The organism is Rhizobium sp. P44RR-XXIV (assembly GCF_001999485.2).
Classification (GTDB): domain Bacteria; phylum Pseudomonadota; class Alphaproteobacteria; order Rhizobiales; family Rhizobiaceae; genus Rhizobium.
In genome coordinates, this window is sequence record NZ_MPVZ02000026.1 from 16,985 (window position 1) to 30,504 (window position 13,520).

At 58.1% G+C, this 13,520-nt stretch carries 14 protein-coding genes and 1 tRNA gene; 10 read left to right on the forward strand and 5 right to left on the reverse strand.

What is annotated here, in order from left to right:
• Positions 1–111 precede the first annotated feature (111 nt).
• Together BSK43_RS08920 and BSK43_RS08925 are read left to right on the forward strand one after the other, a co-directional pair.
• Complete coding sequence (locus BSK43_RS08920) at positions 112–1,119, forward strand: LysR family transcriptional regulator (RefSeq protein WP_077471885.1); 1,008 nt, start codon at positions 112–114, stop codon at positions 1,117–1,119.
• A gap of 75 nt (positions 1,120–1,194) precedes the next feature.
• Positions 1,195–1,656, forward strand: a complete 462-nt coding sequence (locus tag BSK43_RS08925) for a hypothetical protein (RefSeq protein ID WP_077471886.1) — start codon at positions 1,195–1,197, stop codon at positions 1,654–1,656.
• Here BSK43_RS08925 and BSK43_RS08930 read toward each other — a convergent pair whose 3' ends face one another.
• Positions 1,657–1,917 carry a hypothetical protein gene (locus BSK43_RS08930; RefSeq protein ID WP_068401274.1) on the reverse strand — a complete coding sequence of 87 codons (261 nt, stop codon included), beginning with the start codon at positions 1,915–1,917 and terminating at the stop codon, positions 1,657–1,659.
• 230 nt (positions 1,918–2,147) lie between these two features.
• On the opposite strand from BSK43_RS08930, the gene iolG reads away from it, so the two are divergent.
• The 4 genes from iolG (at position 2,148) to BSK43_RS08950 (ending at position 4,623) form a co-directional block, all read left to right on the forward strand.
• Entirely contained in the window at positions 2,148–3,140 is a 993-nt protein-coding gene (iolG, locus tag BSK43_RS08935; RefSeq protein ID WP_077471887.1) for an inositol 2-dehydrogenase, read from the forward strand.
• 145 nt (positions 3,141–3,285) lie between these two features.
• The gene (locus BSK43_RS08940) at positions 3,286–3,600 is read left to right on the forward strand and encodes a metalloregulator ArsR/SmtB family transcription factor (RefSeq protein WP_077471888.1); all 315 of its coding nucleotides are present in this window, start codon (positions 3,286–3,288) and stop codon (positions 3,598–3,600) included.
• On the forward strand, positions 3,597–3,953 hold the full coding sequence (locus BSK43_RS08945; RefSeq protein ID WP_077471889.1) for an SRPBCC domain-containing protein: 357 nt from the start codon (positions 3,597–3,599) through the stop codon (positions 3,951–3,953). Before BSK43_RS08940 ends, BSK43_RS08945 begins: the two co-directional genes overlap by 4 nt.
• 46 nt (positions 3,954–3,999) lie before the next feature.
• Positions 4,000–4,623, forward strand: coding sequence for an ATP-dependent Clp protease proteolytic subunit (locus BSK43_RS08950; protein ID WP_077471890.1), 624 nt, complete (start codon positions 4,000–4,002; stop codon positions 4,621–4,623).
• Positions 4,624–4,667: 44 nt separating this feature from the next.
• Here BSK43_RS08950 and BSK43_RS08955 read toward each other — a convergent pair whose 3' ends face one another.
• Positions 4,668–5,909: an ROK family transcriptional regulator gene (locus tag BSK43_RS08955; protein ID WP_068401288.1), complete on the reverse strand. Its 1,242-nt coding sequence runs from the start codon at positions 5,907–5,909 to the stop codon at positions 4,668–4,670.
• 223 nt (positions 5,910–6,132) lie between these two features.
• On the opposite strand from BSK43_RS08955, the gene xylF reads away from it, so the two are divergent.
• The 4 genes from xylF (at position 6,133) to BSK43_RS08975 (ending at position 9,823) form a co-directional block, all read left to right on the forward strand.
• The gene (gene xylF / locus BSK43_RS08960; protein ID WP_077471891.1) at positions 6,133–7,173 is read left to right on the forward strand and encodes a D-xylose ABC transporter substrate-binding protein; all 1,041 of its coding nucleotides are present in this window, start codon (positions 6,133–6,135) and stop codon (positions 7,171–7,173) included.
• Between the two features lie 297 nt (positions 7,174–7,470).
• Positions 7,471–8,784: a sugar ABC transporter permease gene (locus BSK43_RS08965; protein WP_077471924.1), complete on the forward strand. Its 1,314-nt coding sequence runs from the start codon at positions 7,471–7,473 to the stop codon at positions 8,782–8,784.
• Between the two features lie 15 nt (positions 8,785–8,799).
• The gene (locus BSK43_RS08970; RefSeq protein WP_077471892.1) at positions 8,800–9,582 is read left to right on the forward strand and encodes an ATP-binding cassette domain-containing protein; all 783 of its coding nucleotides are present in this window, start codon (positions 8,800–8,802) and stop codon (positions 9,580–9,582) included.
• Between the two features lie 164 nt (positions 9,583–9,746).
• Positions 9,747–9,823: transfer RNA gene (locus tag BSK43_RS08975), tRNA-Arg, on the forward strand.
• Between the two features lie 55 nt (positions 9,824–9,878).
• Here the strand turns inward: BSK43_RS08975 and BSK43_RS08980 are convergent.
• The 3 genes from BSK43_RS08980 to BSK43_RS08990 all read right to left on the reverse strand — a co-directional run bounded on the left by BSK43_RS08980 (position 9,879) and on the right by BSK43_RS08990 (position 13,096).
• Positions 9,879–11,102, reverse strand: coding sequence for a hypothetical protein (locus tag BSK43_RS08980; RefSeq protein ID WP_136686810.1), 1,224 nt, complete (start codon positions 11,100–11,102; stop codon positions 9,879–9,881).
• 8 nt (positions 11,103–11,110) lie between these two features.
• Positions 11,111–11,800, reverse strand: a complete 690-nt coding sequence (locus BSK43_RS08985; RefSeq protein ID WP_136686811.1) for a hypothetical protein — start codon at positions 11,798–11,800, stop codon at positions 11,111–11,113.
• 411 nt (positions 11,801–12,211) lie between these two features.
• The gene (locus BSK43_RS08990; RefSeq protein ID WP_077471894.1) at positions 12,212–13,096 is read right to left on the reverse strand and encodes a hypothetical protein; all 885 of its coding nucleotides are present in this window, start codon (positions 13,094–13,096) and stop codon (positions 12,212–12,214) included.
• Positions 13,097–13,520 lie beyond the last annotated feature (424 nt).

Genomic DNA, 13,520 nt, shown 5'->3' on the forward strand with positions numbered 1-13,520 from the left:
CGTACGATTTCGTATAACTGTCAAATAGAATAACTGGCAAAACATATACCAAGTTTGGTATAGTGTTAAAAAATAGTACTTTTTTGCCGACGAATGGGAAATTTGGCCGTCATGGAGAAAATATATAACGATTATGTCAGCGAAGGCATTGAGATTCATTCCGACAATTTTCGCGACGACACACTGCTGAAAGCCGGTCTGAAACTGAACCACCTGCGCATGATCGTCACGATCGAGGATCACGGACAGATTTCGGCAGCCGCCGAGACCATGAACATGTCACAACCTGCGGCTTCGCGCATGCTTTCCGAAATGGAGTCGATCGTCAAAAGTCCGCTTTACGAACGGGTCGCCCGCGGCGTCGTGCTGACCCCTTTCGGCCTTGCTCTGGCCAAGCGTGCGCGAAAAATCCTGCTGGAGTTGCGCGAGGCCGGACGCGAGCTTGGCGCCTTGCGCACCGGCAAGGGCGGCGCTGTCTTCCTCGGCGCTGTCACCGCCCCGGCCATCAGCCTTGTCGTGCCGGCGATCCAGCGGGTGACGCGCGCCTATCCCGGCATCGAGATCAACATCGAGGTCGAGAACAGCAATGTCCTGGCGCGTGAGCTTCTGGCCGCCCGCCACGATTTCATCATCAGCCGCATTCCCGACGACCTCGACCCGCGCCTTTTCCTGGCCCATGAGATCGGCGTGGAAAAGGCCTGCCTCGTGGTGCGCAACGGGCATCCGTTGCTCGAAAAGGGCGTCGCCAGCCTGCAGGACCTCGCCGGTTACGACTGGGTCTTCCAGCCGCCCGGCACATTGCTCCGCCGCAAGGTGGAAGACATCTTCCTGACCGCCGGCGTGCCGCTGCCGGAAAACGTCGTCAATACCTCATCCTTGCTGCTGACCCTTGCCGTGGTGTGCAAGACGGATGCGATCGCCCCCATCGCGCTCGACATGGCGCAATTCATATGCGGGCAGTCGTCGCAGGCCGGCGAATCCAGCATTCTGCCGATCGATTTCGATATCGATGTCAGGCCCTACAGCCTCATCACCGCTCGCGAGCGCGCCATGCCGCCAAGCGCCAGGCTGCTGCACGACATGATCCTGGAAGAGAGCAAGAACCTCTCCTTGCTATAGGGCACGCCCGCGAAATTGGGCGCCACAAGCTCCACGCCAACTCCCGCTCTTATGGAAATGGGCCTGGAGGCTGGAATGCTGTTCAAGCAATCATTGTTTCAATCCGTGCTCGACCGACTCGATTCCGAAGAGGAAACCTCGGAAGACGAGGAGTCTACCCATCGAATCCGCGGCCTGAATGTTAGCTTTGCCGCAACGGTGCTCGGCGGCGAGACACCCGAGGCGTATCGGGCTGACGCGGCCTACCGTGACAATCTTGGCGATCCGATCACCCAGCCCGAACCGGAACCTGCGCCGAAAGAGCCGGAGCCGCCCGTCATGCCGGCTCATCTGTCGCGGACCTCGCGGGAAGACGTGGCGGCAGACCTGGCGATCACCTCGGACACAAGCCTTCATGCTCTCCACGAAAAACGCCGCAACTTCGCCAAGGCCAACCACCCTGACCGCGTGGAGCCGCCCTTCCGTGAGCAGGCGACCACCCGCATGACACTCGCCAATCAACTGATCGACGAAGCCATACGCCGCCTCACGCGTTGATCATTTCTTCTCGTCGATTGGCGTGTCGTCTTCGTCGGCATCGTCCTGCGGCGGTGCTTCGACATTTGCCGCAGGCGGCTGCGGCTTGAAATTCAAAAGCAGCATCCAGGCTGCGTATGCCCCCAGCGCACCGGACAGCATGGCCCAGAAGGGTTGCGAGCCGAGTGTCTCGACACCAGCCCACCCAAAACAGACAGCAACGATCAGAATCCGCACCCAAAGCGGCTTGTAGATGGGATGGCTGGGATCGATCAGTTGCATGGGTCTCTTTTGCCTGTTCAAGGAAACCTGTCTTAGCGCATGATCGGGAAAACTGTGAAGCGGTTTGAATAAAATAAGGTGGCGTGGGCAAATTCCGGATAAGGCGCTATGCCATTATCATTTTCGGAATTGTGAAGGACAGGCGGCTTGACGCCGCCCTTAGAAGATGGAATGAAAATTCTATATAGATCATCATTCGGTTTATTTATTCCGAATCCAGGGAGGTAAAAATGACTGTCAGATTTGGACTGCTCGGTGCGGGCCGTATCGGTAAGGTGCACGCGAAGGCCGTCAGCGGTGACGCCAACGCCAAGCTCGTCGCGGTTGCAGATGCATTTCCGGCTGCTGCCGAAGCGATCTCCGCTGCCTATGGCTGCGAAGTGCGCACCATCGAGGCGATCGAAGCCGCCAAGGATATCGACGCCGTCGTGATCTGCACGCCAACCGACACCCATGCCGACCTCATCGAGCGCTTCTCCCGCGCCGGCAAGGCCGTCTTCTGCGAAAAGCCCGTCGATCTCGACGCCGCCCGCGTCGAAGCCTGCATCAAGGTCGTTGAGCAGACCAAGGGTAAGCTGATGGTTGGCTTCAACCGCCGCTTCGACCCGCATTTCATGGCGGTCAAGAAGGCGATCGACGACGGCCGCATCGGCACCGTCGAGATGGTGACGATCACCTCGCGCGATCCGGGCGCTCCGCCCGTCGACTATATCAAGCGCTCCGGCGGCATTTTCCGCGACATGACCATCCATGATTTCGACATGGCCCGCTTCCTGCTCGGCGAAGAGCCGGTGGCCGTCACCGCAACCGCCGCCGTGCTGGTCGACAAGGCGATTGGCGAAGCCGGCGACTACGACAGCGTTTCCGTCATCCTCCAGACGGCATCCGGCAAGCAGGCCGTCATCTCCAACTCCCGCCGCGCCACCTACGGCTATGATCAGCGCATCGAAATCCACGGTTCGAAGGGAATGGTCGCGGCTGAAAACCAGCGCCCCTTCTCGATCGAAGTCGCCAATGGCGACGGCTACACCCGGCCGCCGCTGCATGATTTCTTCATGACCCGCTATACCGAAGCCTATGCCAACGAAATCGCCAGCTTCATCGCCGCTGTCGAAAAGGGCGCCACCATCACCCCATCCGGCGCCGACGGGCTCGCAGCCCTGAAACTGGCGGATGCGGCACTGCAATCGGTCAAAGAAGGCCGGCTGGTGAAAGTCGGCTGAACCAGGGCTTGGCCGCGCTCCAAACATGTATAATCGCAAAAGCCCGTCGCAAATCGTTTGCGGCGGGCTTTCGTTTTGATCCTGCCTGGAGGATTTCGAACGAATAGCTCTTGCAAATCACATAAGCGCGTGCTTATCTGTTTCCATGATCGAAAATGAGATATTCCGAGCTTTGGCTGACCCGACCCGTCGCGCAATCTTCGAGAAGCTTGCGGCAGGCGGCATGAACGCCAGCACCCTGCGTGAAGGCATGGAGATCAGCCAGCCGGCGATGTCGCAGCACCTTTCTGTTCTTCGCGGTGCCGGCCTCGTCAGGGAAGAGCGACAGGGGCGCTTTGTGAACTATCAGGTCGATCCTGAGGGATTGGCGCTTATAGCCCAATGGCTGGCGAAGTATCGCGCCTACTGGCCCGCGCGCATGGAAGCTCTCAAGGTCTTGCTGAAGGATATGGATCAATGAACGACGGAAAGACCGAAAAACGCGAGCACGACATCGAGCTCGAATACGACTTCGACGAACCGCCGCAAAAGGTCTGGCGCGCCATCAGCATCCCCGAATTTCGGGAAAGCTGGCTGCCGAGCGACGCTTTGGCCGATCCTGAAGCGACCTCGATCACGCCGGGCCAGGAAGTTCGCTACCGGATGAGGGATAACGCCCCGCCGTTCCTTGAAAGCACGGTAACGTTCACCGTTATCCCGAACGCATCAGGCGGTACAAGCTTGCGGATCATCCACACGCTTACCGACGCAAGGGTCGACCGGATGACGGGCGCCGCCGCAAACAGCAACGGCCCGCTTATGCTCGCCGCCTGACGCGACGAAGTCTCACACGACAATTCTGAAAGATTGGAGTTCGCCAATGCGCGAAGCGATGCAACTCGTCCCTATGGTCGTTGAACAATCCACCAGCGGGGAAAGGTCCTTCGACATCTATTCCCGGCTTCTGCGCGAGCGGATCATCTTCCTCAATGGCGAGGTGAACGATGCAGTCTCGGCGCTGGTCTGCGCACAACTGCTGTTTCTCGAGGCGGAAAATCCGAAAAAACCGATCAGCCTTTATGTCAATTCGCCGGGCGGCGTCGTCACCAGCGGCCTTGCCATGTACGACACCATGCGCCACATCCGTGCGCCGGTGCATACGCTATGCATGGGAACCGCCCGCTCGATGGGATCCTTCCTGCTGATGGCCGGCGAGCCGGGCGAGCGTACCGCCCTGCCAAACGCCAGCATTCACATCCATCAGCCCCTGGGCGGCTTCCAGGGCCAGGCCTCCGACATGCTCATCCACGCCGAGGAAATCAAACGTACCAAGCACCGCATGACGCGGCTTTACGCCGAGCATTGTGGCCGCTCCTATGAGGAATTCGAACGCGCCATGGACCGCGACTACTTCATGACGGCGGAAGAGGCATTGGAATGGGGCCTCATCGACCGCATCCTGCATGTTCGCAAGCAAGAGCAGACCGAGGCTCTGGCGAATTGATCGCAATGGCGCCGCGTGACCGCGACCTGCCCCATAGCGGTTCCTCAGCCGGCTTCGCCACGCAGTTCGATGACCGTAGCCCCCTTCCTGACGATATCATTGTCGATGATCGAAAGGGCGCGGTTGAGATGCCCTTCGAAGACCAGGGTCTGCTCATCGGCGACGACGCGCAACTCGGGCATGCCCTCCATGCGCACGACATGCGATTCCGCCAACCCCTCGACTATGCCCTCGATCAGCAGATCGTAGTAACGCACGCCCGGGCCGGTGATGACGATCGGCATGCGCTCATGCAGGCTCAGCACCCGCGACAGGCCATTGCCGAGCGCCAGCCCCGCCTGGCGGAACGCCAGCACGTTGCGCCGCCCGCCATGCCGCGCACTGGCCGCGATCTTGTCCAGCTCGGCGATGGGAACGAACTTTGCCGGAATGGTATCGAGCGGCACATCGAAGGCCGTGCGGAGCATGGCATAAAAACCGGCATAGGCCTCGATACATCCGCGCGCGCCGCAGCGGCAGAGAGCGCCACCGGGCACATGCATCATATGCCCGAAGTTCGGCGCCGATATCTGGTGGCCACCTTCATCGTCGCGCCGCGCGATGCCAAGGCCGATGCTGTGGCCGAGCGACAGAGCCGTCAATGCCCGAAAATCCGACCCGGCCCTGTTCTCCTCCTGCTGCCCCAGCGCAGCCGCGACCAGCAGCGTCTCGTTTCCCAGAATGATCTTCGCCGGCCACTCGTCGCGCAACACAGCGGCAAAATCGATCTCGTCACGCCCGAAGATCGGCGACCAGCGCAGCACTGGCCCGGAGGCATCCACCAGGCCCTTGCTGCTGATCGAAATCATCAAAACCTTGTCGCGCGAAAGCTGCGAACGGGCGACGATCCGGTTCAATGCCTCGCGTAGACCCACTATGAATGAGCTGACGCCGGAGACTTCCTGTGGTCGGTCTTCGCTGAAGCGGTCGATCAGCCGCCCGGTATAATCCACAAGCGAATATTGCACGGCATCCGAAGAGATGACGACGACGATGAGATAGCCGCAATCGCGCCGTTGCGAGAACAAGACGCGCGGCCGCCCGCGGCCGCTGGCCGCCTGTTGCTCGGCCTTTTCGATGATCTGCGCCCGCTCCAGATCGGCGGTGATAACGGATACGGTCGCAGATGAAAGCTTTGTGAAATCAGATAGTTCAGTATGGGCGAGAGGGCCGTGCCGGCGCAGTGCCGACAGCACCAGGGCACTGTTTCTCTGACGGACCAATTCGGTGCTCGATTTGGCCAGCATCGTCAAGCCTCCTACTCATTCCACCCTCCCTCCGCATCTCCAGGTGGCTCTTTTCGGATGACCGGTGAAACCTGGCAGTGCGGGTGTTGACAGTTGAAAAAATCTCTGACACTAAATTTCTCGACTGTCGAGAAAATAATCCGAAACTTTCCTCGTCAGCATTATCGCGGCGGCCGACGGGAGCTTCAGGACACGCGCGGTCGCATTCACTCGGGAGGATAATATGAAAGCTTTTGTTAAGCTGGCTGCGGGCGCGGCCATCGTTTTGACCATGCAGACGGCGGCATTTGCCAAGGATCTGGTCGTTGGCGTTTCCTGGTCGAACTTCCAGGAAGAGCGTTGGAAGACCGACGAAGCCGCCATCAAGAAGGCACTCGCAGCAGCCGGCGCCAAGTATATTTCCGCCGATGCGCAGTCTTCCGCTTCCAAGCAGCTGACCGACGTTGAATCCTTGATTTCCCAGGGCGCCAACGCGCTCATCATCCTCGCTCAGGACTCCGATGCTATCGGCCCGGCCGTCGAAAAGGCCGCCGACGAAGGCATCCCGGTCGTCGGTTACGACCGCCTGATCGAAAATCCGGCCGCCTTCTACATCACCTTCGACAACAAGGAAGTGGGCCGCATGCAGGCTCGCGAAGTCCTGAAGGCAAAGCCGGCCGGCAACTACGTCTTCATCAAGGGCTCGTCGTCCGACCCGAATGCCGACTTCCTGTTCTCCGGCCAGCTCGAAGTGCTGAAGCCCGCCATCGACGCCGGCAAGATCAAGAATGTCGGCGAAGCCTATACGGACGGCTGGCTGCCGCAGAACGCACAGCGCAACATGGAACAGTTCCTGACCGCCAACAACAACAAGGTTGACGCGGTCGTCGCTTCCAACGACGGCACCGCCGGCGGCGCTGTTGCTGCTCTCGACGCCCAGGGTCTGGCCGGCTCCGTTCCGGTTTCCGGCCAGGACGCCGACAAGGCTGCCCTGAACCGCATCGCGCTCGGCACGCAGACCGTTTCGGTCTGGAAGGACTCGCGTGAGCTCGGCAAGCGCGCCGCTGAAATCGCCCTGTCTCTTGCCGGCGGCAAGACCCAGGACCAGATCGACGGCGTCCAGACCTTCAACGGCGGCCCGAAGCATGTTGCCATGAAGTCCGTCTTCCTGACCCCGATTGCTATCACCAAGGACAATCTGAACGTCGTCATCGACGCCGGCTGGATCTCCAAGGCTGAAGCTTGCCAGGGCGTAAAGGCCGGCAGCGTTGCTGCTTGCAAGTAAGCACGAGACCTTTGACGGGTTGACCCGAATGTAATGCCGACGCCGCAAGGGACTTTCCATTGCGGCGTCGAACGCGGATAGGAAGCAGACACAACTCCGCATGCAGCGGAAATGTCGGGTTCCCGTATTTGAGTTGCGTCATCGCATATCCGATCGGCCTGCCGGATGGCGGCCGTGGAACCGGAAAAACCGGGTGGGCGGGCGATGACGTCGATTAAGACCAGCGCGGATACTGCCAGCGAAAGACAAGAAAGCATTCGCGGGCCTGCGCCCAACAAGTGGGAGAACGGCAAAGCGATGGCCGACATGACACATTCCACAACATCGAGCGGTCCGCGCAAATCGGAGGAAGGCGCATTTACGCGCTTCCTGCGCGCCACCGAAATCGATACGCGCCTGCTTGGCATGATCGGCGCGCTGCTGATCATCTGGATCGGCTTTGACGTCTATACCGGCGGCCTGTTCCTGACCCCCAGAAACCTCTGGAACCTGTCCGTCCAAACCTGCGAGATCGCAGTGCTTGCGACCGGCATGGTGCTGGTCATCGTCACCCGCAACATCGACCTGTCGGTCGGTTCGCTGCTCGGTTTCGTCGCCATGATCATGGGCGTCATTCAGGCCAAGTGGCTGCCGCAATATCTCGGCTTCGACAGCTCGTGGACCTGGGTCATCACGCTGATCTGCGGCCTGATCATCGGAACCCTGCTCGGCACGTTCCAGGGCGTCATCATCGCTTTCTTCAACGTACCCTCCTTCATCGTCACCCTTGGCGGCCTGCTCGCCTGGCGCGGGCTTGCCTGGTATGTCACCAGCGGCCAGACGGTCGCTCCGCTCGACGCCACATTCCGCATCATGGGCGGCGGCGCCGAAGGCTCGATCGGCGCAACATGGAGCTGGATCCTCGGGATTCTTGCCTGCCTGATGATCGTTCTCGGCATTATCGGCGAGCGCCATCAGCGCAAGCGCTTCAACTTCCCGCGCCGGCCGCTCTGGGCTGAATATTTCCTTGCCATCCTCGGCTCGGCCCTCGTGCTTGGCACCATCTACATCTTCAGCATCTATTACTGGCCTGTCGGCATCGCCAAGAAATACGCGACCGAACACAATATTCCCTGGCCGGAAACCGGTCTCGACATCCCCTACGGCATCGCCGTACCCGTGCTGATCGCCGTCGGCATCGGCATTGTCATGACCTTCATCGCCACGCGCCTGCGCTTCGGCCGCTATGTCTTCGCCATCGGCGGCAATCCGGAAGCAGCCGAACTCGCCGGCATCAAGACCCGCTGGGTGACGGTGCGCATCTTCGCGCTGATGGGCCTGCTCGCAGCCGTCGCCGCGGCCATCTCCACGGCCCGCCTCAACGCTGCCGCCAATTCGCAGGGCACGACCTACGAACTCTTCACCATCGCAGCAGCCGTCATCGGCGGCACCTCTCTTGCCGGCGGCAGCGGCACGATCGCCGGCGCCATGCTCGGCGCGCTGGTGATGCAATCGCTGCAGTCGGGCATGGGCCTGGCCAATGTCGATACACCGATCCAGAACGTCGTCGTCGGCGTCGTGCTGGTCATCGCCGTCTGGCTCGACATCGTCTATCGCTCGCGCGCCAAGTAAAAGGAATTCTGAACCATGACGGATCAAACCACTCCGCTTGTGGAAATGAAGAACATTTCCATCTCCTTCGGCGGCATCCACGCGGTCGACAATGCCTCGGTGGACCTCTACCCCGGCGAAGTCGTGGCCCTTCTCGGCCATAACGGCGCCGGCAAGTCGACGCTGATCAAGATCCTCTCCGGCGCCTACAAGCGCGATAGCGGCGATATCCTGATCAACGGCGAGCCCGTCGATATCCGCAGCCCGCGCGACGCCAAGAAATACGGCATCGAGACGATCTACCAGACGCTCGCCGTCGCCGACAATGTCGACGCCGCCGCCAATCTCTATCTCGGCCGCGAGCTGCAGACCCGCTGGGGCACGCTCGACGATGTCGCCATGGAAGCCAAGGCCCGCGAAGTGATGGGGCGCCTCAACCCCAACTTCAAGCGCTTCAAGGAACCGGTAAAGGCGCTCTCGGGCGGCCAGCGCCAGTCAGTGGCGATCGCCCGCGCCATCCTCTTCGACGCCCGCATCCTGATCATGGATGAGCCGACGGCGGCGCTCGGGCCCCAGGAAACGGCGCAGGTCGGTGAGCTGATCAAGCAGCTGAAGAAGGAAGGCATCGGCATCTTCCTCATCAGCCACGACATCCACGACGTCTTCGACCTCGCCGACCGCGTCTCGGTGATGAAGAACGGCCAGGTCGTCGGCCACGCCCGCACGGAAGATGTCACCAAAGACGAAGTGCTGGGCATGATCATCCTCGGCAAGGTGCCGCCCAAAGCCATCCCCGGCCCCGGCGCGATGCGCGAATAAGCCGAAGCACCCACCCACAACAAGAAGGCCGCGCGCCAAAAGCCCGCGGCCTTTTTCATTCAAAACCACCGATCTGCGCTTTCCTGAATTTTCCGCATTGATGCCAAGCGCTTCCTAGGCTAAGAACCAGCCATCGGACAGGCGATTAAACCCGCCTCAGGCATGCACCCGTAGCTCAGCTGGATAGAGTGTTGGATTCCGATTCCAAAGGTCACAGGTTCGAATCCTGTCGGGTGCGCCAATCTTTCAGACTTGCTCCGTGATCTGCGCAGTCTCCTCGCGATGGTACCGATCTCTTAGTCCCGGTCCCGGACTGTAATAATTGCCTCCAACACGCGCGTCACATCATCCATAGAGACGGATGTTAAAGGGCGAGCCGCATCGGAAGCGACGAGCCTAAACGAGGTTATGCAGGCGTTTTGTTCCTTTTGCCAGAATTGATAAGCTGCGTCGGCGAACAACACCTCTCCCTTGGCTCGGTCTACGCTGTAAACCATCGCGACATGAGACAGCGGTCCACACCTGACGAAAACTCTGTCTCCGGCATTTATATTGGAAGAAACAGCTGCCCGAGATCGGACAATCATATGACCGTCCCTAGAGTCATTGTTGCCCGGTATGAGTAGGTATGCCGAACCGAATCCCGTGCTATCAACCAAATATCGATACAACTGCCAATTTTCTTTCAGGGTCGGAGCCTCAGGGATAGTTCCTGTTGCTCTGATAATTCCCAAAAGTCTTTGGAAAGTTCCACGTAAATCTGCCTCGACGAACATCGTGTCGACCGCATTGCGGCCCGGTAATCCTAATTCCGAGTCAGGGTCCAAGACCTTCGTCAGGCCAAATTGGGCAATTCCACGCTCCAATTTGCCAGATCCAAGTGCTTCACTGAAATCGTCTATTGTCTTGCGTTTACGTTCGGGGGGCAAGTTGTCGTGCGCGACGCCGAGCAGCAGCCAGAATGCCTTCTCTTCGGATCCTAAGCTCGGGTCGAGTTTACCCATTCCAAGCAATATCCCCGATAGTGGGTCTCCGAGCGGAGCAGCAAGATGAGTGTATTTCCGCAGTTTAGACTCTGGTTCATCGACCTCCTGACCTGGCGATGCTTTCCCCATAGCTGAAGTCATGCATAGCTTTATCAGGTCTTCCATTGCCTGCAGGTTGCCAAGGCTCGCGGAGCGATCGAAGTCTTCAAGATATGGCTGTATTTCTCCTGAAATTATCGCCTGAGCACGACCACGATGCATGTAGGCCATCGATTTTAGCGCTATGCCGTATTGACTCGAATCAAACTCCGTCAACGGTTTTTGGATCAACTCATTTGAAAGCTTGACGACTAGCACGTTGTCATCGCGGTCCTCTGCATCTGTAATAGGCTTCAGAAGAGCATGACCAGGTTCCGGAATTTGGAATCTTTGGGCTAACTGCCGGAATTGCGCGTCCGTTAAAAGCGGTTCTTCGGCCCACGCGACCCCAAACGCCGACATCCATGAAAGTGCGAACAGAGCAACAATCCTCACATGAAACCTCACGTTCCGGATCCGATAAGTTGAACGGGCATTGTGACAACACTCCTTTCAGATCCCGCGTCGAAACTAACTCTGAAGTATACTTTTGATGCCCTTTTAAGCTGCGAGGTCACAAAGATTTCAAACACCACAGGAGCTTCATTCTTTTCCAGCGTGATCACTCTCGAATGGCCAACTCCCGACAGCAAATTTTTCGGCGATACACCCCAAGCCTCCGTGTCCTTCGTCCCTTCGATGTATCTTCCAGAAGACCCGGTAGGCGCTAACATCATTAAAAAAACCTTCCGTTCTCCAATTCCGTAAGGCCTGTCACCCAAAGGATCTACATCGCAGCTTGAGAAAGGTGACGACGGAGACTCTTGAGGGATATCCTCCTGTACCATCTCGATGCCATTAACGGAAATTGGTCTATCGCCAGTCTGAGAATGTGTGAGCAGTAGAGAAAGTGCCACCGTATCGCAAAATAACGGACTTCCGGAGTATTCGGGTTGAGGTCCTATAAGCTTTACAGCTTGTCTGGGATTTTCAACAGCAACCCTTATGTTGCTCGTATCGAAAGACGAATACCATTCTTTCGCGGCCCAACCGATTGCACCAATTATTGTGGTGGCGGCCAATATAACGAGCGGGTGACTCCAGTCGAAGCCCTGGCGTTTTGTCTTCAATCGGGCTTCACGATTTGGGGCCATACTGAAATTCCATTGTAAATCGACAGCAAGGCAGTGTTAGGAGCAACTTCGTTCCTAACTAGCTGCTGAAAAACAAATTGCATTCCCACATTTTTTCATTGAAAGTTCTATTATTTTGGTGGCTTGTCAAGAATCCACTCGATATTGGCGCAATATCCAGCATTTATACTGCTATTTGTATCCCCCGCCTTTTGGGCGGCTGGGATGTGATGTTATCGCGTCAGTATGCGAAATGCCGTCGTCGACGTCCTTGATTCCGAGTTTCTGTCAGGCCAGCACGGTCGAGACGTTGATCTTCTTGCGATAGATGCAGATGCGGCCGCAATGGGTCACCAGCGCGTCACGGTCGTGGAACGGATATCCTTTAGGTATCGGAATGCGGAGCCGGTACGCGTGCATGTTGCTGGATGGCTAGCGAGCAAAAAACGGAAATAGACAAAAGAAGACTTTGGTCCGCCTGTCCAAAATCCCGAATTTTAGATCATCAAAATGCCAAGCGAACTTCGGCTCCCGGGGGCGGACTATTTGCGTGTCGCCTATAGAAATAGGCTGGCCGTTATAGAGGCTGTCGATAAATGTTGGATCATCTAATTGCGGGTCAAGCCTCTCGATTTCCTTTTCGCATCGAAGGCCAAACATAGTGACAACCATGCTGTGACCGGATGACATCACGGGGTTCATCATATAGAAGCTATCGGGAGCCATACCCTTCTCGATATAGCTGCGGCAAATTGCAAGAAACCTTTGCTGCTCGGGCGAACCTTGATCGAAAGCCCCGTGGTCAGAAATGGCAACAATTCTGAACTCCTCGTGCAGCACCTCAGCGAAGATTAGTCGGTGGCTGCGCTCTACGCGATTTCCAGGCCCCTCTGCTCCCAAATGGAAATGGCGCAGGCCGCTTCGGATAAGTATCGCGTCTAGGTCTTTACCTTTGTCAGCGGGATTTGCTCCAGGCAGGATAACCCCTCTGCTTTCAACGAGGCGGGATAGATGTGGTGTAAGGTCCCCACCACGTTCAACCTTTTGCAGAAGTGGTTGGAGCTCTGGCACGAGGCCACGGAATTGCGCTTCTGTAACGCCTTCCGCCCACAGCGCGACGGTTCTAGGCTTGGCCGGCACCAGCCGCATGCGCCAAGTTACGAACCGCAAGATTAGCTCTCTTGTCGGCATGGAGGCCAGCATTGCGAGAGACGCTTTGTTACGTGGCGCTCTTGGTAGTTGCAATATCATTGACGCACGAAACGCCGCCACCCTTGGCAGGTAAGCCACCACCTCATCACCTAACGCATCCGACATTCGCAGTTGTCTCCCCCGCCGCCTCTCATTGACTTCGCGCATCCCCAGAACATAAAGAGAACAACAGGGAGTTACAAGCCATGATTCGATTTGCACCGCAACCAGTCCCCACGAGCTCCACTCAGAGCACCAAGGCTAAGGCCAACATAGTCACCCCATTGAAGACAGCCGTGGAAATCTCGGTGGTCACGTCCGCAAAGCGGCCAGAAGCAAGCGAGGGTCCAACAGAGGGTGAGATGCTGTTCGCCGAGCTTCCCAATGTCTTCACTAAGCCCTCAAAAGTCCGCTCGCCAAGGAAGCAAAAAACCAAGCCTGAGGCTAACTATCTCGAAGCTGGTACGCGCTCGCCGCCCGATCTCATCGCCTCTGCTCCGACAGCGACATGATGAGCTTCCGTACAAATGGACGGTTCGTGCACAAGGAC

What these genes read in the sequence shown, in the direction of transcription:
- iolG (WP_077471887.1), top strand. Translation starts at nt 2,148, where the DNA reads ATGACTGTCAGATTTGGACTGCTCGGTGCGGGCCGTATCGGTAAGGTG.
- BSK43_RS08925 (WP_077471886.1), top strand. Translation starts at nt 1,195, where the DNA reads ATGCTGTTCAAGCAATCATTGTTTCAATCCGTGCTCGACCGACTCGAT.
- BSK43_RS08990 (WP_077471894.1), bottom strand. Translation starts at nt 13,096, where the DNA reads ATGTCGGATGCGTTAGGTGATGAGGTGGTGGCTTACCTGCCAAGGGTG.
- BSK43_RS08920 (WP_077471885.1), top strand. Translation starts at nt 112, where the DNA reads ATGGAGAAAATATATAACGATTATGTCAGCGAAGGCATTGAGATTCAT.
- BSK43_RS08940 (WP_077471888.1), top strand. Translation starts at nt 3,286, where the DNA reads ATGATCGAAAATGAGATATTCCGAGCTTTGGCTGACCCGACCCGTCGC.
- BSK43_RS08950 (WP_077471890.1), top strand. Translation starts at nt 4,000, where the DNA reads ATGCGCGAAGCGATGCAACTCGTCCCTATGGTCGTTGAACAATCCACC.
- BSK43_RS08945 (WP_077471889.1), top strand. Translation starts at nt 3,597, where the DNA reads ATGAACGACGGAAAGACCGAAAAACGCGAGCACGACATCGAGCTCGAA.
- BSK43_RS08965 (WP_077471924.1), top strand. Translation starts at nt 7,471, where the DNA reads ATGGCCGACATGACACATTCCACAACATCGAGCGGTCCGCGCAAATCG.
- xylF (WP_077471891.1), top strand. Translation starts at nt 6,133, where the DNA reads ATGAAAGCTTTTGTTAAGCTGGCTGCGGGCGCGGCCATCGTTTTGACC.
- BSK43_RS08930 (WP_068401274.1), bottom strand. Translation starts at nt 1,917, where the DNA reads ATGCAACTGATCGATCCCAGCCATCCCATCTACAAGCCGCTTTGGGTG.
- BSK43_RS08955 (WP_068401288.1), bottom strand. Translation starts at nt 5,909, where the DNA reads ATGCTGGCCAAATCGAGCACCGAATTGGTCCGTCAGAGAAACAGTGCC.
- BSK43_RS08985 (WP_136686811.1), bottom strand. Translation starts at nt 11,800, where the DNA reads ATGGCCCCAAATCGTGAAGCCCGATTGAAGACAAAACGCCAGGGCTTC.
- BSK43_RS08970 (WP_077471892.1), top strand. Translation starts at nt 8,800, where the DNA reads ATGACGGATCAAACCACTCCGCTTGTGGAAATGAAGAACATTTCCATC.